The sequence below is a fragment of the Microbispora sp. CA-102843 genome (assembly GCF_050936215.1).
Classification (GTDB): domain Bacteria; phylum Actinomycetota; class Actinomycetes; order Streptosporangiales; family Streptosporangiaceae; genus Microbispora.
Window position 1 is genome coordinate 4,008,160 of record NZ_JBNJNF010000001.1, and the last position, 24,117, is coordinate 4,032,276.

At 72.9% G+C, this 24,117-nt stretch carries 6 protein-coding genes; 3 read left to right on the top strand and 3 right to left on the bottom strand.

The annotated features are described in order from the left end of the window. Both ACQEVJ_RS18615 and ACQEVJ_RS18620 read right to left on the bottom strand, forming a co-directional pair. On the bottom strand, positions 1-8,577 hold the full coding sequence (locus ACQEVJ_RS18615) for a type I polyketide synthase (protein ID WP_433102595.1): 8,577 nt from the start codon (positions 8,575-8,577) through the stop codon (positions 1-3). Between the two features lie 79 nt (positions 8,578-8,656). Further along, positions 8,657-16,663 (bottom strand): type I polyketide synthase, encoded by an 8,007-nt coding sequence (locus ACQEVJ_RS18620; RefSeq protein WP_433112830.1) that lies wholly within the window; start codon positions 16,661-16,663, stop codon positions 8,657-8,659. A gap of 472 nt (positions 16,664-17,135) precedes the next feature. On the opposite strand from ACQEVJ_RS18620, the gene ACQEVJ_RS18625 reads away from it, so the two are divergent. The 3 genes from ACQEVJ_RS18625 (at position 17,136) to ACQEVJ_RS18635 (ending at position 22,857) form a co-directional block, all read left to right on the top strand. Beyond that, positions 17,136-18,566 carry an acyl-CoA carboxylase subunit beta gene (locus ACQEVJ_RS18625; RefSeq protein ID WP_433102597.1) on the top strand — a complete coding sequence of 477 codons (1,431 nt, stop codon included), beginning with the start codon at positions 17,136-17,138 and terminating at the stop codon, positions 18,564-18,566. Between the two features lie 126 nt (positions 18,567-18,692). Next, positions 18,693-21,359 carry a glycoside hydrolase family 3 N-terminal domain-containing protein gene (locus ACQEVJ_RS18630; RefSeq protein ID WP_433102599.1) on the top strand — a complete coding sequence of 889 codons (2,667 nt, stop codon included), beginning with the start codon at positions 18,693-18,695 and terminating at the stop codon, positions 21,357-21,359. Between the two features lie 85 nt (positions 21,360-21,444). Beyond that, positions 21,445-22,857 (top strand): acyltransferase family protein, encoded by a 1,413-nt coding sequence (locus ACQEVJ_RS18635; RefSeq protein WP_433102601.1) that lies wholly within the window; start codon positions 21,445-21,447, stop codon positions 22,855-22,857. Here ACQEVJ_RS18635 and ACQEVJ_RS18640 read toward each other — a convergent pair. After that, positions 22,760-24,082 (bottom strand): MFS transporter, encoded by a 1,323-nt coding sequence (locus ACQEVJ_RS18640; protein ID WP_433102603.1) that lies wholly within the window; start codon positions 24,080-24,082, stop codon positions 22,760-22,762. The two genes, ACQEVJ_RS18635 and ACQEVJ_RS18640, sit on opposite strands and share 98 nt — an antisense overlap. Positions 24,083-24,117 lie beyond the last annotated feature (35 nt).

Below are 24,117 nucleotides of genomic sequence, written 5' to 3' on the forward strand. Positions count from 1 at the left end.
TCAGCCCCTGTCCAGGAGGTCGAAGAGTTCGTCGTCGGTGGCGGCGTCGAGATCGAGCTCGGCGTCCGGGTCGTCGTCCGCGCCGACGGGAGTGTCGAAGCGCGCGAGCAGCACGCGGAGCCGGGAGACGACCTCGCCGCGCCCGTCCGGCTCGGCGAGCAGGCTCGCCTCCAGCCGCCGCAGCGCGGTCAGCGGATCGGCCGTGGGTTCGCCGTCGCCGTCCGCGTCGTTCGCGTCCGCGTCACTCAGAGCCGAAAGGATGTGCTCGGTCACGGCGGTGGGCGACGGGTAGTCGAAGATCAATGTGGTCGGCAGGGGCAGCCCGGTCGCCGCCCGGAGCCGGTTGCGCAGGTCCACGGCGGTCAGCGAGTCGAGACCCAGCTCCTTGAACGCCCTGGCCGGCGCGACCGCCTCGCCGTCGGAGTGCCGCAGCACAGCGGCGACCTCCGTACGGACCAGGTCGAGCACGGCCTCGCGGCGCTGTGCCGGGTCGAGTCCGGCGAACCGCCGCGCGGGCGTCGGTGCGGGCGCACCGGGGGCGGCGTCCTCCACAGAGCCGCCCACCCCGGACGTACGGGAGGCGTCGAGCCAGTAGCGGGTGCGCTGGAAGGCGTAGGTGGGCAGGTCGGCGCGGCGCGGTTCCGACCCGGCGAGGGCGACGCTCCAGTCGACCGGCACACCGCGCACGAACGCCTCGGCGAGGGAGACGAGGAACCGTTCCGGCCCGCCCTGCTCGCGCCTGAGCGTACCGGTGACCAGCGCCGGTGCGACGTCCGCGGCGTCGAGGGTGTCCTCGATGCTCGACGTGAGCACCGGGTGCGGGCTGACCTCGATGAACGTGCTGTGACCGCTGGCCGCCAGAGCCCGGGTGGCGGTCTCGAACCGCACCGGCCGGCGCAGGTTGGCGTACCAGTACTCCGCGTCGAGCTCCTCCGGGCCGACCCAGCCGCCGGTGACGGTCGACAGCATCGGCACGGTCAGGTTCCGGGGAGCGATGGGGGACAGCGCCTTGACGAGCTCGTCCTTGATCAGCTCCACCTGTGCCGAGTGCGATGCGTAGTCGACCGGGATCCGCCGGTTGCGCACCCCTTCGGTGTCGAGTGCGGCCAGCAGCTCGGCCAGGGCGCCCACCTCGCCGGACACGACCACGCTGCCCGGCCCGTTGACGACCCCGACCGACAGCCGGCCGTCCCAGGCCGCGATCCGGGTCTCGGCCTCCTCCAGGGGCAGGGCCACCGACGCCATCCCGCCGTCACCCGACAGGGTACGGATGGCCTGACTGCGCAGGGCCACCACGCGGGCGGCGTCGCGGAGCGACAGCCCCCCCGCCACCACCGCCGCGGCGATCTCCCCCTGGGAGTGGCCGGCGACGGCGTCGGGACGCACGCCGTACGACTGCCACAGCTCGGCGAGCGAGACCATGACGGCCCACAGCACCGGTTGGACCACGTCGACCCGGTCGAGCCCCGGCGCGCCGGGGACGCCGCGCACCACGTCGAGCAGCGACCAGTCCACGAACTCGGCCAGCGCCCGCCCGCACTCGGCGAGCCGCTCCGCGAACACCGGCGCCGACTCCAGCAGCCCGGCGGCCATCTCGGGCCACTGCCCACCCTGCCCGGGGAAGACGAACACGACCTTGCCGGTCACGTCGGCCGTGCCGCGTACGACGTGGTCGGGCAGCGCACCGTCGCGGGTGAGCGCGGCCAGCCCGGAGGACAGCCCGGCGGACAGATCGGCGCGGCCCGGCGCGATCACCACGGCGCGCTCGGCAAACAGAGCCCTGGCCGAGACGAGAGAGTGCGCCACGTCGACGGGGTCGAGGTTCGCGCGGCCCTCCAGGTATGTCGCGAGGCCGACGGCCTGGCCCCGCAGCGCCTCGGGCAGGTGCCCGGACAGCACCCACGGCACGGCGGGCGGCGGTGCGGACGACGTCCTGCCCAGTTCCTCGGCGGCCGGGGGCTGCTCCAGGATCACGTGCGCGTTCGTGCCGCTGACCCCGAACGACGACACTCCCGCCCGCCGCGGACGGCCGGTCTCCGGCCAGGGCCGTGCCTCGTCGAGCAGGCGTACGGCGCCGCTCGACCAGTCCACGTGCGGGCTCGGCTCCTCGACGTGCAGCGTTTTCGGCAGCACGCCGCCGCGCATCGCTGTGATCATCTTGATCACTCCGGCGCCGCCCGCGGCGGCCTGGGTGTGCGCGATGTTCGATTTCAGCGAGCCGAGCCACAGCGGCCGGTCGGCGGGCCGGTCCTGGCCGTAGGTCGCCAGCAGCGCCTGCGCCTCGATGGGGTCGCCGAGCGTCGTGCCCGTGCCGTGCGCCTCGACCGCGTCCACCTCGGACGCGGCCAGCCCGGCGTTGGCGAGCGCCTGCCGGATGACCCGCTGCTGGGATGGCCCGCTCGGAGCGGTGAGACCGTTGGACGCCCCGTCCTGGTTGACGGCCGAGCCGCGGACGACCGCGAGCACCGGGTGGCCGTTCCTGCGCGCGTCCGACAGCCGTTCGAGGAGCAGCAGGCTTACGCCCTCCCCCCAGCCGGTGCCGTCCGCGGAGGAGGAGAACGCCTTGCACCGCCCGTCCGCCGACAGGGCCCGCTGCCGCGAGTACTCGACGAACGTGGCGGGAGACGACATCACCGCGACGCCGCCCGCGAGCGCGAGGTCCGACTCGCCCGTACGCAGCGACTGGGCGGCCAGGTGCAGGGCGACGAGCGACGACGAACAGGCCGTGTCCACCGTCACCGCGGGGCCCTCGAAGCCGAAGGTGTACGCGACGCGTCCCGAGGCGATGCTGCCCGCGCTGCCGTTGATGAGGTATCCCTCCAGGTCGCCGGGGATCTCCTGCAGCCGGGGCGCGTAGTCGTGGTACATCACCCCGGCGAAGACCCCGGTGCGGCTGCCCTTGAGCCGCTGCGGGTCGATCCCGGCGCGTTCGAACGCCTCCCAGGCCACTTCGAGCAGCAGCCGCTGCTGCGGGTCCATCGCGAGCGCCTCACGGGGTGAGATGCCGAAGAAGGCGGCGTCGAAGTCGGCGACGTCCCGCAGGAACCCGCCGTGCCGCGTGTAGGAGGTGCCGGGATGGTCGGGATCGGGGTCGTAGAGCCCTTCGAGGTCCCAGCCGCGGTCGGCGGGGAACTCCGACACCGCGTCGCCGCCGCTCTCCACGAGTCGCCAGAGCGCCTCGGGCGACTCGATGCCGCCGGGAAGCCGGCAGGCCATGCCGACGATGACGACGGGGTCGTCCGCCAGGGGTCCGGCCGCCGCCGTTTCCGCCCGTACGGGTGCCGTCTCCGTACGGGCGCCTCCGAGCAGGCCGTCCAGCAGGTCGGCGATGGCGTGGGGGGTGGGGTGGTCGAAGGTGAGGGTGGCGGGGAGGCGGAGGGTGGTTGTGGTGGTGAGGCGGTTGCGGAGTTCGACGGCGGTGAGGGAGTCGAGGCCGAGTTCGATGAGGGGGCGGTCGGTGGGGATCGCGGTGGGGTTGGGGTGGTTGAGGACGGTGGCGGCTTCGGTGCGGACCAGGTCGAGCAGGGCCGCACCGCGCTGCTCGGGAGTGAGCCCGGCGAGCCGGGCGGCCAGTGCGTCGTCCTGACCGGCTGCCTGGGCGGCTCGGACGGCGGGTCGGCGGCGGGAGATCAGGCGGCGCAGCAGAGGCGGGGGCGTCTCGGTCGCCGTGTTCAGCCGCGCCGGCACGAGCACGGGCGGCCGGCCGGACGGGCCGAAGACGACCGCGTCGAACAGGGCCAGGGCGTGCGCGGTGGCGAGCGGATGCAGGCCGAGCCTGGCCAGGCGCTTCCGGTCGATCTGGCTGAGGTTCGTGGTGAGGGTGCTGGTGTGGGCCCATAGTCCCCAGGCGAGGCTGGTGGCGGGCAGGCCGGTGGTGTGGCGGTGGTGGGCGAGGGCGTCGTGGAAGGTGTTGGCGGCGGCGTAGTTGGCTTGGGCGGCGCCGCCGAGTAGGCCGCTGATGGAGGAGAACAGGATGAAGGCGGCGAGGTTGTGGTGGCGGGTGTGGTGGTGGAGGTGGTGGGCGCCGTCGATTTTGGGGGCGAGGACGGGGTGGAGGTGGTTGGGGGTGAGTGTGGTGAGGGGGGTGTCGTGGGTGATGCCGGCGGCGTGGATGACGGCGGTGAGGGGGTGGTCGTCGGGTATCGAGCCGATGAGATTTTCGACGGCGTGGGGGTCGGTGATGTCGGCGGCGGTGATGGTGACGTGGGCTCCGGCGGTCGTGAGGTCGTGGATGAGGGTGTCGGCGCCGGGGGTGTGGTGGCCGCGTCGTCCGACGAGGTGGAGGTGGCGGATGTGGTGTGTGGTGGCGAGGTGGTGGGCGAGGAGGGCGCCGATGCCGGTGAGGCCGCCGGTGATCAGGACGGTGCCGTCGGGGTTCCAGGTGTGGGGGGCGCCGTTGTCGTGAGTGTGTGTGGTCAGGCGTGGGGTGTGCGGGGTGCCGGTGCGCAGTGCGGTGTGGGGTTCGTCGTGGTGGTGGGCGGTGGTGGCGGCTTGGGGTAGGGCGGTGAGGGAGTGGGGGTGGTTGTCGTGGTCGGTGAGGTGGATGCGGCCGGGGTGTTCGGTCTGGGCGGAGCGGATCAGGCCCCAGACGGGGGCGGTGGGCAGGTCGATGGGCTCGTCGCCGGTGACCGCGACGGCCTGATGGGTGAGCACCAGCAGGCGGGTGTCGGCGAGGTGGTCGTCGGCCAGGTAGGTCTGCAGGGTGTGCAGGGTGTGTTCGAGCACCGCGTGCGCGGCCTGCACCGGATCCTTCCCGGTCGGCGCGGTGACGGGCAGCACGACCACGTCCGGAACGGGTTCGGCGGCGCTGATGGCGTCGGTGAGGGCGGTCAGGTCCTGGTAGTACGTGGCGGTGACGGTCCGGCGCAGTTGGTCGTGGAGCGTGCGGTCGCCGAGCACCGCCCACGCCTCGCGCGCCGCCGGCACGAGATCGAGCGGTGACCACTCCACCCGGTAGAGCCCGTCATGTTTCGCCGCTCCGGCGTTCAGCTGGTCGGCCGCCACGGGACGCACCCGCAGCTGGTCGATCGAGACGACCGGCGCACCGGTGGGGTCGGCGGCCTGGAGCGACAGCGATCCGGCGTCGCCCAGCCGGACGCGTACCCGTAGCTCGGTGGCGGCGATGGCGTGCAGCCGCACGCCGCTCCAGGCGAACGGCAGGTTGCTGTGGCCGTTCGGCGTGCCATCCAGCCAGTGCAGCGCGGCTCCGTGCAGTGCCGCGTCGAGCAGCGCGGGGTGCACGCCGAAGTCCACAGCGCCGGCCCGTTCGTCCTCGGGGAGGGCGACCTCGGCGAACAGTTCGTCGCCGCGCCGCCAGGCGGCGCGTAGTCCCCGGAACGCAGGGCCGTAGCGCAGCCCCGCCTCGTGCAGGCGGTCGTACGCGGCGTCGAGAGCCAGCCGTGTTGCATTCGCAGGAGGCCAGGCCGTGAGGTCGAATCCGGATCCGGTGTCGTGCTTGACCAGTACGGCGGTGGCGTGCCGGGTCCAGTCTCCGGTGTCGCCGTCCGGCCGGGAGTAGATCTCCACGGTGGGCCGGTCGGAGCCGGTGACGATGATCTGCACCTGCACGCCGCCGTTCTCCGGCAGGACGAGTGGGGCGTGGAGGAGGAGTTCGTCGATGGTGGTGTGGCCGGTGTGGTCGGCGGCGTGGAGGGCGAGGTCGAGGTAGGCGGTGCCGGGGAGGACGGGGGTGTCGAAGACGGTGTGGTCGGCGAGCCAGGGGTGGGTGGCCAGGGACAGAGTGCCGGTGTAGACGGTGGTGTGGCCGTGGGCGAGGGTGAGGGCGGCGCCGAGCAGGGGGTGTGGCGTGGTGGTCAGGCCCAGGCCTGCGGGGTCGGTCTGTGTGGCCGGTGGGCTGAGCCAGAGGTGTTCGTGCTGGAAGGCGTAGGTGGGCAGATCCACGGTGGTGGCCTGGTCGTGGAGGGCGGTCCAGTCGACGGGGGTGGCGTGGGTGTGGGCGTGGGCGGCGGCGGTGACGGCGGTGTGGGGTTCGGGCCGGCCGCGGCGCAGCACGGGGACGGCGACCAGGTCCTCCTGCCCGTCCAGGGTCTCGCGGATCAGCCCGCTGAGGATGCCGTCGGGCCCGATCTCCAGGAACGTCCGCACTTCCTCGCCCGGCTCCCGGCCCTCGTGCAGTCGCCGTACGACGTCGGCGAAGCGGACGGGGTTGCGCAGGTGGCGGGCCCAGTAGGAGGGGTCGGTGAGGTCGGTGGGGGTGGCGGTATGGCCGGTGATGTCGGAGACGAAGGGGATGGTCGGCCCGGTGGGCGGGGTGAGGGACAGCCCGGCGACGGCGTGTTCGAACTCTTCCAGGATGGGGTCCATGTGGGCCGAGTGGAAGGCGTGGCTGACGGTCAGGGGCCGGGCCTTGTAGCCCTGTTGGCGGAAGTGTTCGGTGAGTTGGTTGACGGCGTGGTGGTCGCCGGAGATGACGGTGGAGGTGGGGGTGTTGACGGCGGCGAGGGTGACCCTGCCCTGGTAGCGGGCCAGTTCGGGTGTGACCGCGGCTTCTGCTGCGTTGATGGCGGTCATGGCGCCGCCGGGGGGGAGGGTGTGCATGAGGCGGGCGCGGGTGGCGACGAGGGCGGCGGCGTCTTCGAGGGTGAGGATGCCGGCGGTGCAGGCGGCGGCGATGGCGCCGATGGAGTGGCCGGCCACGGCGGTGGGGGTGATGCCCCAGCTGGCCAGCAGGTGGGTGAGGGCGGTTTGCAGGGCGAACAGGGCGGGCTGGGTGTAGAGCGTTTGATCGAGTAGGGCCGGGTCGGCTTCGCCGAGCAGTACCTCGCGCAGCGGGACCGGCGTGTGCCCGGTCAGGTGCTGGTCCAGCAGGTCGATGGCTTGGTCGAAGGCGGTGGCGAAGGCGGGGTAGGCCGTGTACAGGTCGCGTCCCATGCCGGCGCGCTGGCTGCCTTGTCCGGTGAAGAGGAACGCGACTCCACCGGGGCGGGTGACCCCGGTCACGATCCCGCTGCCGGGTGTGCCGTCGGCGAGTGCGCGGGTGCGGTCCAGTAACTCCTGTCGGTTGGTGCCGGTGACGACGGCGCGGTGATCGAAGTGGGTGCGGGTGGTGGTCAGGGAGTAGCCGACGTCGATGGGGTCGAGTTCGGGGTGCCGGTCCAGGTGGTCGGCCAGCCGGGAGGCTTGGGCGTGCAGCGCCTCCCGGGAGCGGGCCGAGATCACCCACGGCACCACCGGCAGCGGCCGGCGCTTGTGCGATTCGTGCTCAGTGGACTCTGGTGCTTGTTCGATGATGACGTGGGCGTTGGTGCCGCTGACGCCGAAGGCGGAGACGGCGGCGCGGCGGGGGTGGCCGTGGTCGGGCCAGGGGCGTTGGTGGGTGAGGAGTTGGATGGTGCCGGTGGTCCAGTCGACGTGGGGGGTGGGCTGGTCGATGTGGAGGGTTTGCGGGAGCACGTTGTTGCGGATGGCTTGGACGGTTTTGATGACGCCGGCGACGCCGGCGGCGGCTTGGGCGTGGCCGATGTTGGACTTCAGCGAGCCGAGCCATAGCGGGTGGTCGGTGGGGCGGTTTTGTCCGTAGGTGGCCAGGAGGGCTTGGGCTTCGATGGGGTCGCCGAGGGTGGTGCCGGTGCCGTGGGCTTCGACGGCGTCCACGTCTGCAGGGGTGAGTCCGGCGTTGTCGAGGGCGTGGGTGATGACGCGTTGTTGTGAGGGGCCGTTGGGTGCGGTCAGGCCGTTGGAGGCGCCGTCTTGGTTGACGGCGGTGCCGCGGATGACGGCCAGCACCCGGTGGCCGTTCCTGCGTGCGTCGGACAGGCGTTCGACCAGCAGCAGGCCCACACCTTCGGCCCAGCCGGTGCCGTCCGCCGACGACGAGAAGGCCTTGCACCGCCCGTCCGGCGCGAGCCCCCGCTGCCGCGAGAACTCGACGAACGTGCTCGGCGACGTCATGAGCGTGACTCCACCGGCGATGGCCAGGTCCGACTCACCCGACCGTAGCGACCGTACGGCCAGGTGCAGCGCGACCAGCGACGACGAGCAGGCGGTGTCCACGGTCACCGCCGGGCCCTCGAACCCGAAGGTGTAGGCGATCCGACCCGACAGCACGCTGGCCGCGGTGCCCGTGATCAGGTAACCCTCGACCTCCTCCGGCGCGGGGCCCGATGACTTCGCGTAGTCCTGACCGTTGGTCCCGGTGAAGACCCCCGTACGGCTGCCTTTGAGGGTGGCGGGGTCGATGCCGGCGCGTTCGAAGGTTTCCCAGGCGACTTCGAGCAGGAGGCGTTGCTGGGGGTCGCTGGCGAGGGCTTCGCGGCGGGAGATGCCGAAGAAGTCGGCGTCGAATCCGGCGACATCGTCGAGGAAGCCGCCGCGGCGGGTGTAGGAGGTGCCGGGGTGGTCGGGGTCGGGGTCGTACAGGGCGTCCAGGTCCCAGCCGCGGTCGGCGGGGAACTCGGTGACGGCGTCGCGGCCCTCGGCGACCAGGTCCCACAGGTCCTCGGGGGAGCTCACCCCGCCGGGCAGACGGCAGCCCATCCCCACGATCGCGATCGGCTCCCGTTGCTCGTCCCGGACGTCTCGCAGTTCTTCGCGCGTCTTGTGCAGTTCCTCCGTCACGCGTCGGAGGAGACGCCGGATCTGGTCGTCGCTCACAGGCTCGCCTTCCATGGGCACGGAGTGGGGCAGAGGGAACAGGTCAGGAGATGCCGAGCTCGTTGCTGATGAACTCGATGAGCTCGTCGTCGGAGGCCGAGGACAGGTCGGCGGTCGCCGTGGGACGCTCGTCGGGCGAGTCGTCGCCGAGAATCTCCGTCAGGCGCCGCAGCCGGTTCACCGCGGCCTCCCGGTCGGACGGGGAGACCGTCTCGCCGAGCAGCGCCTCCAGCTCACCGAGCTTTGCGAGCACGGCGGCGACGGGCGGCTCGGGATCGGGCAGCAGCATGTGGAGCAGGTGGTCCACGAGCCCCGAGGGCGTTGGATAGTCGAACACGAGCGTGCTCGGCAGCGGCGTCCCGGTCAGCCGGGTGAGGCGGTTGCGTAGTTCGACGGCCGACAGCGAGGTGAACCCCTGGTCGCGGAAGCCCCGGTCGTCGTCCACTTCGGCCGCCGAGCCGTACCCGAGCACGTCGGCGACCTCGGCGCGGACCAGCGCGCGCAGTGTCTGCCGTCGCTCCGGCTCCGGCAGCCCCGCCAGCCGCGCGGGGAGGTCCGGCTCGCCGCCGGAGGTCTGCGCAGCGCCGGGCGCCGCCGCGCGGGCCTCGGGCAGTTCGGCGAGCAGCGGGTGAGGGCGTACGGCGAGGACCGTCGCCCAGTCCGCGCGGGCGACGACCAGCCGGGTCTCTCCGCCGGCCACCGCCTCTTCCAACGCCGACACTGCGAGATCGGGGGCCATGGACGGGAAGCCGCTTCGCCGCAGTACCTCCCGGGCCTCCTCGCCGGCGATGCCCTCGCCGTCCCAGTGCCCCCAGGCGACGGAGGTGGCGGGCAGGCCGAGCGACCGGCGGTGCTCGGCGAGGGCGTCCAGGAAGGCGTTGCCCGGCGCGTAGTTGCCCTGGCCCGGGTTGCCGATCAGCCCGGTGACCGACGAGAACAGCACGAACGCCGTCAGCGGAAGCTCCAGGGTCAGCTCGTGCAGGGCGATCGCGCCGCCCGCTTTCACCCGGTGCACCGCGGCCAGCCGCTCCGGTGTGAGCGAGCCGAGCAGGCCATCGTCCAGTATGGCGGCGGTGTGGACCACGGCGGTCAGCGGGTGCTCCGGCGGCACGGCGGCGAGCACGGCGGCGAGGGCCTCCCGGTCGGAGACGTCGCACGCGGTGATTGTCACCCGGGCGCCCAACCCGGTGAGCTCGGCGCGCAGATCCTCCGCCCCGGGAGCGTCGAGCCCCCGTCGGCTGACCAGCAGCAGGTGCGGGACTCCGCGCCGGGCCAGCCGCCGGGCCACATGAGCACCGAGCGCGCCCGTGCCGCCCGTGATGAGCACGGTCCCCGCCGGCGCCCACTCCGCGGGCGCCGCCTCCCGGCTCGGCGCGGGCACCAGCCTGCGCGCGAGAAGTCCCGAGGCGCGCACCGCGAGTTCCGACTCGCCGTGCCGTCCGGCCAGCGCGGATACGGCGTACGCGACGCTCCGCCCATCAGGCGGCGACCCGTGCGGCGACTCGTGCAGTGGCGGAAGGTCCACGATCCCGGCCCACCGCTCGGGCCTCTCGGCGGCGGTCACCCCGCCCAGGCCCCACGCGAGCCCCCCGGCCGGATTCGGAACCCGGTCGGACGGCGCCGCCGCGACCGCGCCGCTCGTCGTGAGCCAGAGCGGGCCGTCGATCCCCGCCGCGTCCAGCGCCTGCAGCAGCGCGACGTCCTGGCCCTCGTACGGGGTGCCGTCCAGGCCGAGCAGGGACACGACACCGGTGAACCGTTCGCCGGTCTGTACGGGGGCGAGCGACACCACCAGGGCATCCCGGTCCGCCGTCCCGCCGACGACGGCCTCCGTCACCTCGGCGCCGCGCTCCTCCAGCACGCGTTGCAGAGCCTTCGCCCAGGCAGCGGCCGTCTCCCATGTCGTACGGACCAGCAGCCAGCGGCCCCCGGACCGGAACGCGGGCTCCTCCACCGGCCGCCAGGCGACGCGGTAGCGCCACGAGTCGAGCGTGGTCCGCGCATCCCGGGCGGCATGCCACGAGGCCAGGACCGGCAGGGCCTCCCCGAGCGACCGCCGTACGCGCTCGGCTTCCGCACCCAGGGTGCCGACCAGAGCGTCGAGGTCGCCGCGGCTGACGATGTCCCAGAAACGCGCCTTTCCGTCGTCGTACGGCCCGGCCTGGCCGGACTTCGGTGGGCTGACCCAGTGCCTGCGCCGCTGGAAGGCGTAGGTGGGCAGGTCCACGGTGGTGGCCTGGTCGTGGAGGGCGGTCCAGTCGACGGGGGTGCCGTGGGTGTGGGCGTGGGCGGCGGCGGTGACGGCGGTGTGGGGTTCGGGCCGGCCGCGGCGCAGCACGGGGACGGCGACCAGGTCCTCCTGCCCGTCCAGGGTCTCGCGGATCAGCCCGCTGAGGATGCCGTCGGGGCCGATCTCGATGAAGGTGGTGATGCCCTTCTCGTGCAGGGTGGTGGCGGCGTCGGCGAAGCGGACGGGGTTGCGCAGGTGGCGGGCCCAGTAGGCGGCGTCGATCCCCGAGCTCACGGGTTGCCCGGTCAGGTCGGAGACGTAGTCGATGGCGGGGGATGCGTAGGTCAGGCCACTGATCGCCCGTTCGAACTCTTCCAGGATGGGGTCCATGTGGGCCGAGTGGAAGGCGTGGCTGACGGTCAGGGGCCGGGCCTTGTAGCCCTGTTGGCGGAAGTGTTCGGTGAGTTGGCTGACGGCGTGGTGGTCGCCGGAGATGACGGTGGAGGTGGGGGTGTTGACGGCGGCGAGGGTGACCCTGCCCTGGTAGCGGGCCAGCTCGGGTGTGACCGCGGCTTCTGCTGCGTTGATGGCGGTCATGGCGCCGCCGGGGGGGAGGGTGTGCATGAGGCGGGCGCGGGTGGCGACGAGGGCGGCGGCGTCTTCGAGGGTGAGGATGCCGGCGGTGCAGGCGGCGGCGATGGCGCCGATGGAGTGGCCGGCCACGGCGGTGGGGGTGATGCCCCAGCTGGCCAGCAGGTGGGTGAGGGCGGTTTGCAGGGCGAACAGGGCGGGCTGGGTGTAGAGCGTTTGATCGAGTAGGGCCGGGTCGGCTTCGCCGAGCAGTACCTCGCGCAGCGGGACCGGCGTGTGCCCGGTCAGGTGCTGGTCCAGCAGGTCGATGGCTTGGTCGAAGGCGGTGGCGAAGGCGGGGTAGGCCGTGTACAGGTCGCGTCCCATGCCGGCGCGCTGGCTGCCTTGTCCGGTGAAGAGGAACGCGACTCCACCCGGGCGGGTGACCCCGGTCACGATCCCGCTGCCGGGTGTGCCGTCGGCGAGTGCGCGGGTGCGGTCCAGTAACTCCTGTCGGTTGGTGCCGGTGACGACGGCGCGGTGATCGAAGTGGGTGCGGGTGGTGGTCAGGGAGTAGCCGACGTCGATGGGGTCGAGTTCGGGGTGCCGGTCCAGGTGGTCGGCCAGCCGGGAGGCTTGGGCGTGCAGCGCCTCCCGGGAGCGGGCCGAGATCACCCATGGCACCACTGGAGCCGAGGCCCGTGTGCCCGGCACCTCCCGACGACCGTCTGACACGGCGGTGGCGGAGTTTCCGCTGTCCTGGGCAGCGGACGCTTTCGACGGACCGCCCCGCGAGATGGCCTGAGATGCCTGCGGGGTGTCGTCCTGGTCGGGTGCCTGTTCGATGATGACGTGGGCGTTGGTGCCGCTGATCCCGAACGACGACACGCCCGCACGTCTCGGGCGGCCGCTCTCCGGCCAGGGCACGGGCTCGGTCAGCAGCGACAGGCCCGCCGACCAGTCGACGTACGGCGACGCCTCGTCGGCGTGCAGCGTCTTCGGCAACACGCCGTGCCGCATGGCCAGCACCATCTTCATGAGGCCGGCGACGCCCGCCGCGGCCTGTGCGTGACCGATGTTCGATTTCAGCGAGCCGAGCCACAGCGGCCGGTCGGCGGGCCGGTCCTGGCCGTAGGTCGCCAGCAGCGCCTGCGCCTCGACGGGGTCGCCGAGCCTCGTGCCCGTGCCGTGCGCCTCGAGCGCGTCCACATCCGAAGGACTGAGTCCGGCGTCCTCCAGGGCCTGACGGATCACCCGCTGCTGCGACAACCCGTTGGGCGCGGTGAGGCCGTTGGAGGCGCCGTCTTGGTTGACGGCGGTGCCGCGGATGACGGCCAGCACCCGGTGGCCGTTCCTGCGTGCGTCGGACAGGCGTTCGACCAGCAGCAGGCCCACGCCCTCGGCCCAGCCGGTGCCGTCCGCGGCGGCGGAGAACGCCTTGCACCGCCCGTCCGGCGCGAGCCCGCCCTGCCGGGAGAACTCGGTGAACATGCCGGGTGACGACATCACCGTCACCCCGCCCGCCAGGGCCAGGTCGGACTCGCCCGACCGCAGCGACCGTACGGCGAGATGCAGCGCGACCAGCGACGACGAGCAGGCCGTGTCCACCGTCAGGGCAGGCCCTTCGAGCCCGAAGGTGTAGGCGATTCGCCCGGAGGCGACGCTGGCCGCCGTGCCCGTGAGAGCGTAGCCCTCGGATCCCTCGGCCGTCTCGTGCAACCGGGGGCCGTAGTCCTGGGGCATCGTGCCGACGAACACGCCGGTGCGGGTCCCGGCAAGCGACCGAGGCACGACGCCGGCCCGTTCGAAGGCCTCCCACGCCACCTCCAGCAGGAGACGCTGCTGGGGGTCCATGGCCACCGCCTCGCGGGGACTGATGCCGAAGAACTCCGCGTCGAAGCGGTCGGCGTCGTGCAGGAAGCCGCCCTCACCGGTCACGGACGAGCCCGGCCGCGTCGCGGCGGGGTCGTGCAGCGCCTCCACGTCCCAGCCCCGGTTGGCGGGGAAGGCGGTGACGGCGTCGGCGCCGTCGAGGACGAGTTCCCAGAGTCTCTCCGGGCTGTCGGCTCCGGGGTACCGCCCGGCCATGGCGACCACCGCGATCGGCTCATCGGCCGTCCGCTCCCCGGACGCCGGTGTGGGAGGCGTCGAGGGAGCGGTCGCGCCGCCCTCGGACAGGGCGAGCAGGTGGCGGGCCAGCGCGAGGGGCGAGGGGTGCTCGAAGGTGACGGTCGCGGAAACCGTCAGGGCGGTGGCCGTGGCCAGGGCGTCCCGTAACTCCACCACGCCCAGTGAGTCGAGCCCCAGGTCCTTGAAGGAAAGGTCCGGTGCGACGCTCCGTGCGTCCGCGTGCCCCAGGACGGCCGCCGTGGCGGACAGGACGAGATCGAGCGACGCCTGCTCGCTCCTCGCGACCTTCGGCTCGCGGGGTGTCTCACGCTCGCTCTGTGTCTCTTGCCTGCGCTGTGTCTCTTGCCTGCGCTGTGCCGGCGCAGGCTCGTTCTGTCGCTCGCTCGGCTCCGCTGGGGCGGCGACGGTGTCGATCCAGTGCCGGCGGCGCTGGAAGGGATAGGTGGGCAGCGGGACGCGCCGCGCGCCGGGCCGTACGGCACGGCTCCAGTCGACGTGCGCGCCGTTGACGTGGAGCGTGCCGAGCGCCCGGAGGAACTCGCCCAGGTCCCCCCTGTCGCGGCGCAGCGTGCCGGTGATTACACCTGCGAGGTCCGGCACGGCGGCGGTGGCGTCCAAGATCTCCCGGACCCCCGGAACCAGGATCGGGTGCGGGCTGGCCTCCACGAACACGGTGTGGCCGTCACGCAGCGCGGCCTCGACCGCCTCGTCGAACCGCACGGTGTGGCGCAGGTTGCGATACCAGTAGTCCGCGTCCAGCTCCGCGGTGTCGAGCCGCCCGCCGGTCAGCCCGGAGTAGAAGGCCACGCCGCTCGGCCGGGCCCGGTGCCCCGGCAGGCAGGCCAGCAGGCGGTCCCGTACGGCTTCCGCGTGCGCCGAGTGCGAGGCGTAGTCGATCCGCACCCGCCGCACCGCGACGCCCTCGGCCTCGTACCGGGCGATCAGCTCGTCCAGCGCGTCCGCGTCTCCGGAGACGACGGTGACCGAGGGGCCGTTGACGGCGCCGATCTCCAGCCGCCCCGCCCATTCGGCCACCCGCGCCTCGACCACGGGACGCGGCAGCGGGACCGAGGCCATCCCGCCACGACCCGATATCGCGGCGAGCGCCTGGCTGCGGAGGACCACGATCGCGGCGGCGTCCTCCAGCGACAGGGCGCCCGCGACGTGCGCGGCGGCGATCTCACCCTGGGAGTGGCCGATGACCGCGTCGGGACGGACGCCGAAGTGCTCCCACAGCCGGGCCAGCGCCACCATGACGGCGAACAACGCGGGCTGCACGACGTCCACCCGCTCGAACGACTCCGCGCCCGGCAGATTCCACAGCACGTCCCGGGGCGACCAGTCCACGTGGGGACGCAGGGCCTCGGCGGCCTCGGCCAGGTGCCGGGCGAAGACGGGAGAGGCGTCGGCCAGATCCCGGCCCATGCCCGCCCACTGGCTGCCCTGGCCCGGAAAGACGAGCACGGTGCCACCGAGGTCGCGCGCCCTGCCCTGCACCGCCCCGGACGCCAGGTCGCCCGCGCCGAACGCGCGCAGCCGTTTCCGCAGGTCCTGGTGCTCCGTGCCCACCACGACCGCCCGGTGTTCGAACGCGGTGCGGCCGGTGGCCAGCGACAGCGCGACGTCGGACGGGTTCTCGTCGAGGGCGGCCGAGCCGCTCAGCCGGGCGGCCTGCTCGCGCAGCGCGGCCGGGTCGCGAGCCGACAGAACGAGAGGGACGACCCCCGGGCCGCTCCCGCCGGAGCCGGCGTCATCGCCGTCCCGGGCCGGCCCCGCACCGATAGCGACCTCCTCCCGAGCCGTACGGCGCGGCGCCCCTCGCTCGTGGGCCGCGGGTTGCGGCGGCGGCTCGGCGAGGACGACGTGGCAGTTCGCTCCGCCCACGCCGAACGAGCTGACCCCGGCGACCAGCGGCGCGTCCGGGCGTGGCCAGTGGGAGAGTTCGGTGGCGACCCGCAGGTTGAGGGCGTCGAGGTCGATGCCGGGGTTCGGCGTCTCGTAGTTCAGGCTGGCCGGAACCTCCCGGTGGTGGATGCTGAGCACGGCCTTGAGCAGCCCGACGATGCCGGCCGCTCCCTCCAGGTGGCCGACGTTCGTCTTCGCCGACCCGACCAGGAGTGGCCGCGTCGCGGGCCGGGCCGCGCCGAGCGCGGCGCCGAGGGCCGCCGCCTCGATCGGGTCGCCGACCCTGGTGCCGGTGCCGTGCAGCTCGACGACCTGCACGGCCGCGGGGTCGACGCCGGCCCTTTCCACGGCCAGCCGTACGACCCGCTCCTGGGCTGCCGCGTCGGGGACGGTGAGACCGGCGGTGGCGCCGTCGTTGTTGACCGCGCTGCCCAGGATGACCGCGTAGACGTGGTCCTTGTCGGACAGCGCCTGCCGCAGCGGCTTCAGCACGACAATCCCGCCGCCCTCCCCACGGGCGTAGCCGTTGGCCCGGGCGTCGAACGTGAAGCACCGCCCGTCGGGGGACAGGCCGCCGAACCGCTCGGCGGTCGCCGTGCTCTCCGGGACCAGGTTGAGGTTCACCCCGCCCGCGAGCGCGACGGACGCCTCGCCCGAGCGCAGGCTCTCGCAGGCCAGATGCACCGCCACCAGCGCGGACGACTGCGCGGTGTCGACAGTGAGGCTCGGCCCGCGCAGGTCCAGCGCGTACGAGACGCGGTTGGCCAGGATGCCGCGGGTGAGCCCGGCAAGCGTGTGGCGGGTAATGGCTGCCTCTCCCCGCTGGTAGACGAGCGTGGCGTAGTCGGCGGCCATCGCCCCGATGACCACGCTCGCGGTCGTGCCCGCGAGGCAGGCGGGCCGGATGCCGGCGTCCTCCAGCGCCTCCCAGGCGAGCTCCAGCGTCAGCCGCTGCTGGGGGTCCATCGCCGCCGCCTCCTTCGGTGAGACGCCGAAGAACCCCGCGTCGAACTCGTCGACCCGGTCCAGGAAACCGCCCCGAAGGCCGGCGAGCCGGGGCTCGTCCGCCAGGCGGCTCTCCGGAGGCGGGCCGACCGCGTCGCGCCCGGCGCGCAGCAGTTCCCACAGGTCCCGCGGGTGCGGCGCTCCCGGCAGCCGGCAGGCGAGCCCGACCACCGCGACCGCGTCCTCGCCGTAGCCGACCGCCTCGTCCATGGTGAACATCCGTCCCCTCGCGTCGTGCCCGTGCTTCTCGTCGTGCTTGTCGTGCGTTTTCTTTGCTTCTCGCCCCGCGAACGCGCGGGCGGCCCGGCCGTATTCGCCGCTTCCCTCCCGGCGGAAGGCGGTGCGGCCCGGGCTGCCCCATTCCACGGCCGAAACGGAAAAAGGAAACAGCCCGGCCCGCCCGGCGGCCTTTTCGGAAAAACGCGTTTGAGCAGAGGCGGCGCGGTTTCGCCGTGCCCGCGCTTCTCGTCCCGGAGCACGAGGCTCCGACCAGGCCGACCCAATCGACATTTGCACGAATTTCATGAAATAGTCAACTGTGATGCCGATCACGGGGTATCGGGCTATTCATAATGATTTCTTTGTATATTTCCATTGGAAATCATAATTGGACCCGGTGGGTGCGGCCCGCCTACCGTTTCCGGAGAAACGCGAGCGCACGCAGACCAATGGGGGTAGATCCATGACCGTTGCCGAGGCGGTGGCGGCGCAGGAGAGCCGCGACGTCCGCAAGCCCGTCGCCCGGCTCGGCCGCCTGCTCGACGCGGACTCGATGACGCCGCTGCACGCGGAGGACGCGAGCGGCGTGCTCGCGGTCACCGGGCGCGTCCACGGCTCCCCGGTGGTCGCCTTCTGCACCGACGCGACGGTCATGGGCGGGGCGTTGGGGCTGGCCGGGGCCCGGCACATCGTCGCCGCCGTGGACGAGGCGCTGCGGCGCCGGGTGCCGGTGATCGGGGTGTGGCACTGCGGCGGGGCCCGTCTCGCCGACGGCGTGGAGTCGATGCACGGCGCCGGCCTGGTCTTCGAGGCGAACATCCGCGCCTCAGGACGGGTGCCGCAGATCTCCGTCATCGTGGGCCCGGCGGCGGGCGCGGCGGCGTACGGGCCGGCCCTCACCGACCTGATCGTCATGTCCGACCTGGGCCGGGTGTTCGTGACCGGCCCCGACGTGGTCCGCAGCGTGACGGGCGAGGAGATCGACATGGAGGGGCTCGGCGGCGCCGACGCGCACGGCCGCCGCTCCGGTGTGGTGCACGTGGTCGCCGGGGACGAGGACGACGCCTACCGGCGCACCCGCACGCTCACCGGCCTGCTGGCCGACACCGGCGGGTACGCCCTGGACGGCCTGGCCGACGACCGCGACCCGGCCGCCCTGCTGCCCGAGTCGGCCCGCCGCGCGTACGACATCCGCCCGGTGATCCGCGCGCTGCTCGACGACGGCGAGGACGGCGCGGCGTTCGCGGAGATCCAGGCCCGCTGGGCGCCGAACATCGTCGTCGGGCTCGGCCGCCTCGCCGGGCACACGGTCGGCGTCGTGGCGAACAACCCGCTCCGCAAGGGCGGCTGCCTCGACGCCCTGTCGGCGGAGAAGGCCGCCCGGTTCGTCCGGATGTGCGATGCCCACGGCGTTCCACTGGTCGTGCTGGCGGACGTCCCCGGCTACCTCCCGGGGGTCGGCCAGGAGTGGGGCGGCGTGGTCCGCCGGGGGGCGAAGCTACTGCACGCCTTCGCGGAGGCGACCGTGCCCCGGGTGACGGTGGTCGTCCGCAAGTCCTACGGCGGCGCGTACATCGCCATGAACTCCCGCTCGCTCGGAGCGACCGCCGTCTTCGCCTGGCCCGGCGCGGAGGTCGCGGTCATGGGGGCCGAGGCGGCGGTGGGGATCCTGCACCGCAGGCGCCTCGCCGCTGCCGCCTCCGAGGAGGACAGGGAGCGGCTGCGCGCCGAGCTGGTGCGGGACCACGAGGAACTGTCCGGCGGCGTCCGCCGGGCGCTCGATCTCCGGGTCGTGGACGAGGTGATCGACCCGCGGACGACCCGGCGGCGGCTCGCCGAGGCCCTCGCCGCGGAGCCGGCCACGAGGGGAGCGCACAACAACATCCCGCTCTGACCCGGCCCGGCCCCCGGGGAGGTGGGAGAGCGCTCTCTTGACCGGAGGGTCATCCGGGGTGACGATCTGCGCAACACGCCCGTAACACCCGATCCGGCCCAAGCGGCTCCTGGAGAACGGACGTTCATGCGCAGACTCATCACCCCCCGCCCGCCGGGCCGCAGGCGCGTCCTCGCGGCCCTCACCGGCCTCGCCCTGCTGCCGGGCGCCGTCGCGGCGGCCTCCCCCGAAACGCCGGGACACGAAGGCAAACCCACCGGCCGGCCGGTGGTCGGCAGACCGGACATGGACCACGGCTGCGCGCGTATCGAGAAGCGCCTGCCCGCGCTGCCCGACTGGCCCACGGTCAGAAGCGACGTCGGGCGGAACCCTGCCGACGAGAAGCGCATCGCGAAGATCGTCGCTGGGATGACCCTGGCAGAGAAGGTCGGCCAGATGACCCAGCCGGAGATCTCGGCCATCACTCCCGAGGAGGTCGGCCGCTACGGCATCGGCTCGGTGCTCAACGGCGGCGGGTCATGGCCGGGCCGCGACAAGCACGCTTCCCCGCAGGACTGGCTGGCCCTCGCCGACGCGTACTGGCAGGCGTCGGTGAACACGCGGACCAAGATTCCGGTCATCTGGGGCATCGACGCCGTGCACGGGAACAACAACGTGTTCGGCGCGACGCTCTTCCCGCACAACATCGGCCTCGGCGCCGCGCACGACCCCTGCCTGCTGCGGGACATCGGCGCCGCCACCGCCGCGCAGATCCGCGCGACCGGCCAGGACTGGGCCTTCGCGCCCACTCTCGCCGTCGTCAGGGACGACCGCTGGGGCCGCACGTACGAGGGCTTCTCGGAGGACCCGCGAATCACCCGCGCGTACGGCTACGAGGTCGTACGCGGCCTGCAGGGCGGCGGCTCCCACAGGCTGGGCGACCGGGGCGTGATCGCCACGGCCAAGCACTTCATCGGCGACGGTGGCACGCTCAAGGGGCAGGACCAGGGGGTCAACCCCTCCTCCGAGGCCGAGATGATCAATATCCACGGCCAGGGCTACTACGGCGCGCTCGCCGCCGGAGCGCAGACCGTCATGGCGTCCTTCAACAGCTGGACCAACGAGGACCTCGGCATCACCGAGGGCAAGGTGCACGGCAGCGGGAAGCTGCTCACCGAGGTGCTCAAGCAGAAGATGGACTTCGACGGCGTCGTCGTCTCCGACTGGAACGGCATCGGCCAGGTCGCCGGGTGCACCAACTCGAACTGCGCCCGCGCCATCAACGCCGGCATCGATGTGGTGATGGTGCCCAACGACTGGAAGGCGTTCATCTCCACCACGATGGCCCAGGTCGAGGCGAGGGAGATCCCGATGTCCCGCATCGACGACGCCGTGACGCGCATCCTGCGGGTGAAGCTGCGGGCGGGCCTGTTCGAGGCGCGCAAGCCCTCCGCGCGCCCCGGCGCGGGCTCGGCGAAGGCCCTGCAGGCGCGGGCGCTGGCCAGGAAGGCGGTGCGGGAGTCGCAGGTCCTGCTGAAGAACAACAGGAAGGTCCTCCCGCTCTCCCCCCGATCCAAGGTGCTGGTGGTCGGCAAGAGCGCCGACAGCATGCAGAACCAGACCGGCGGCTGGACCCTCACCTGGCAGGGCACCGGCAACACCAACGCCGACTTCCCGAAGGGCACGACGATCCTGGGCGGCCTGCGCGAGGTCCTCGGCGCGGGCAACGTGACCTTCAGCGAGACGGCCGACGGCGTGGACCCCAGCGCGTACGACGCGGTCGTCGCGGTCATCGGCGAGACGCCGTACGCCGAGGGCGTGGGCGACCTCGGGCGGCGCTCGCTGGAGGCCGCAAAGCTCTACCCGGGCGACCTCGCGGTGCTCGACAAGGTCGCCGGCAAGGGCACGCCGGTCGTCACCGTCTACGTCACCGGCCGCGCCCTGTACGTGAACAAGGAGCTCAACCGGTCGGACGCGTTCGTGGTCGCCTGGCTTCCCGGCACCGAGGGCGGCGGCGTGGCCGACCTGCTGGTCAGGAGCCGGAACAGCGGCCCCGGCTATACGGGCACGCTGTCGTACTCGTGGCCGAGGAGCGCCTGCCAGACACCTCTCAATCCGGGCGAGGAGGGCTACGACCCGCTCTTCCCCCTCGGCTACGGCCTGCGCTACGGGCAGACCGGATCGGTCGGCACGCTCGACGAGACCTCGCCCGAGTTCGGCTGCTCAGGCACGGGCGGCGGCGGCACGGCCACCGAGGACCTGGAGATCTACAACCGCCAGGACGTGGCGCCGTACAAGAGCTTCATCGGCTCGGCCGAGAACTGGGGCGGCACGGAGATCGGCGTGGACGGCGAGGCGGCGCACTCGGAGATCGCCGTCGTCCCGTCGGACGTCAACGTGCAGGGTGACGGGCTGAAGGCGACCTGGACCGGCGCCGGGGCGGCGCAGATCTACATGCAGGACCCGGCGGGCGGCAGCGACCTGCGCGGCTACCTGAACGCCGACGCTGCGCTGGTCTTCGACACGATCGTCCACCAGCCCCCGGCGGCCCGTACGGTGATCAGCGCGCACTGCGTCTACCCGTGCTTCGCCGAGGTCGTGGCGACGTCGCTGTTCCAGAAGCTGCCCGTGGGCACGAAGGCGACCGTCAAGATCCCGGTGTCCTGCTTCGCGCCGAACCTGGACTTCGAGAACGTCAACACGCCGTTCCTCGTGTACACGGACGGCGCGTTCTCCGCGTCGTTCGCGAACGTCCGGTGGGTGCCGGGAGCGGCCAAGGACGCCGACGCGCGCAGCTGTGCGGACCTGACCTAGTGATACGTCCGTGAGCGCCCCCGGGACGCGGCCGCGTCCCGGGGGCGCTCATGATTCTCCCAGACTGACCGAATAACCTGACCGGATGTTCGTTGATGCTGTGGAAACGAGCCGGAGCGGTGTCAGGGAGGAGGCATTACCGGCGCGGCCGCAGTCGTCGCCGCCCCCGGCGTCGCGGCAGGGATGGCTGGACGCGTTGCGCGGCATGGCCGCGCTCGTCGTGGTGTTCGAGCACTCCCTGGACGCGCTGTTCCCGGAGGTGCGGTCGGGCGCCAGTCCGTGGTTCAACTTCGGCCAGTACGGCGTGCTCGTGTTCTTCCTCGTCAGCGGCTACGTGGTGCCGGTCTCGCTGGAACGGCGCGGCAGTGTCGGCGGGTTCTGGATCAACCGGGTCTTCCGCCTGTATCCCCTGTGGCTCGTCGCCGCGGTGGCCGGGACGGTGTTCGGCGCCGAGGGCGTGTACGCCACGTTGCCGGGCCAGTTGGCCGACAATCCGGGCATCTCGACCCTGGCGCACCTGACGATGCTGCAGGACCTCCTTCAGGTGGTCAGCGTCGTCAACGTGTTCTGGACGCTGTCGTACGAAATGGTCTTCTACCTCCTCGTGACGGCGATGTTCGTGGGGGGTGTGCACCGTGCCAGCGCCACCGGCATGCTCGCCTTCGCCGTGGCGGCTCTCACCGTGGGCGGGCTGCTTCCGGCGGGTGCGCTGTCGCGTGGCGCCGGCACTACCCAGGTCGTGGTGATCACGGCGGTCGTGTTGCTCGCGGCGGCCGCGTCGCTGGCCCGCGGCGGGCGGCTCCGCGTGTGGGGCACCACGGCCGCGGCCATGCTGGCTCTTGTGCTGCTCGGCATGAACAGCCGGATCGGAGCGTGGCAGAGCCTCGCCATCCTCGCGACGATGTTCGCCGGCACCGTGCTCTACCGGCTCGACCAGGGCCAGCTGCGCTGGAAGAAGAGCGGGTGGGCACTGGCGTGCGTGCCGGTCGCGTCCATCGGCGCCGCGTGGGCCTTCGGCCCCGGCTGGGGCATGCCCGACGACCAGGCGCTGGCGTTCACCCGGGGGTGGTCCACGGCCGTCGCCGCGGCATGGGCCACCTTCCTGGCCGCCCGTCTTCTGCGGCACCGCCCGATGCCCCGCGCCCTCGTGTGGCTCGGCCTGATCAGCTACTCCGTCTACCTGCTGCATCCCCTCGCCGTGCAGGTGCTCCGGCGGCTGACGATGGACCCCGGCCGTTTCGCCCTCACCGAACGCCTGGCCATGGCCGTCCTGCTGCTCGCGGTGGTGCTCGTCTGCTCCGCGCTGACCTACCGGGCCGTCGAGCGCCCGGCCCAGTCCCTGGGCCGTCACCTGTCCCGCAGAGCCCGCTCCACGACCTCCGCGACGGACCCGGCCGCTGTCAGGCCGCCGGGACGGCCTCCCCGGCGACGTCGGCCTCGGCCCTGGCCGTCACCCGCCGTCGTACGGCCAGGCCGAAGCATGCGACCGCCAGGCTGAAGACGCCGGCCACCACGAACGGCCCGGCGGGGCGCCACGCGTCGAACAACGCCCCGCCTATCGCCGAGATGATCATCACCCCGGCCGCGCCGCAGAGCGTGTGGACGCCGAACGCCGAGCCCCGCACGGCCGCGGGCGCCTGCTGCGCGAGCAGCGGGCCCGCCGTGGTGATGGCGGCGATCTCGCCCACGCCGATCAGCACGGCGACCAGCATCATCCCCGGGCCGAGGGGATCGGAGACGAGCAGCGTCGACAGGTAGGCGAGGGCGGCGACGACCTGCGCCAGGACGACCAGGTCCTGGCGCCGCATCCGGTCGCCCAGCCAGCCGAACACCGGCGCGCACAGCAGCGCGACCATCTGCGAGATGCCCACCACGGCGCCCGCTTTGGCCAGCGCCTCCGCACCCGACAGTCCGCCGTGCTCGGTCCCGTAGTTCTTGATCCACAAAGACATGAAGGCGACCACGATGGCGAGGTCGGCCCGTGCCACGAACGACGCCGCGTAGGAGAGGGCCACTCCCGGGTCGCGGACGAGGGCCACGCCCTCGCGCACCAGCCGGACCAGCGGCACGTGCTCGGCGGCGACCGGCCGCGTCGGCGACAGCGTCAGCCACAGCAGGCCCGCCGTGACCAGGATGCCCGCGGCGATCAGCAGGAACGCCGTGCGTGCCGCCTGGACCGGCTCCATCCCGCCCGCCTCCAGCGTCTGCGGCAGCCGCACCAGGACCAGCACGGCGACCAGCGCGCCGAGGCCGCCGAAGAAGCCGATGAGCCCGTACGACGCCCCGCGCGACCTGCTGCGCACGTAGTCGATCGCGATCGTCGACAGCATCGCGTTGATCGCCGCGACGCCCAGGCCGAACACGACCCGCAGCGCCGCCAGCACCGCCGTGTTGGCCGCGAACGGGAACAACGCGGTTCCGGCGGCGCACAGCAGCAGGCCGGAGACCACGATCACGCGACGTCCGAACCGGTCGGCCAGCGCGCCATACCACGCGAGGCTCACGACCATGGCGAGTTCGGCCGCCGTGTTGAGCAGGCCGACGACCGTGCCCTGCCGTGACTCGGGCAGCCCCAGGATCGTGGTGAGGATGTGCGGCTGGGCCGACGGCAGGAAGGAGATCACCGCCGTGCCGGCCGTCGCCAGCGCCAGGAGGGCCCACATGTTGGCACGGGTGACGCCGTCGGCGAGGTACGCGCCCAGCACACGACGCAGGGGTGTCATGGAACGATCATGACATTGTGCACAGTCGATCTTCG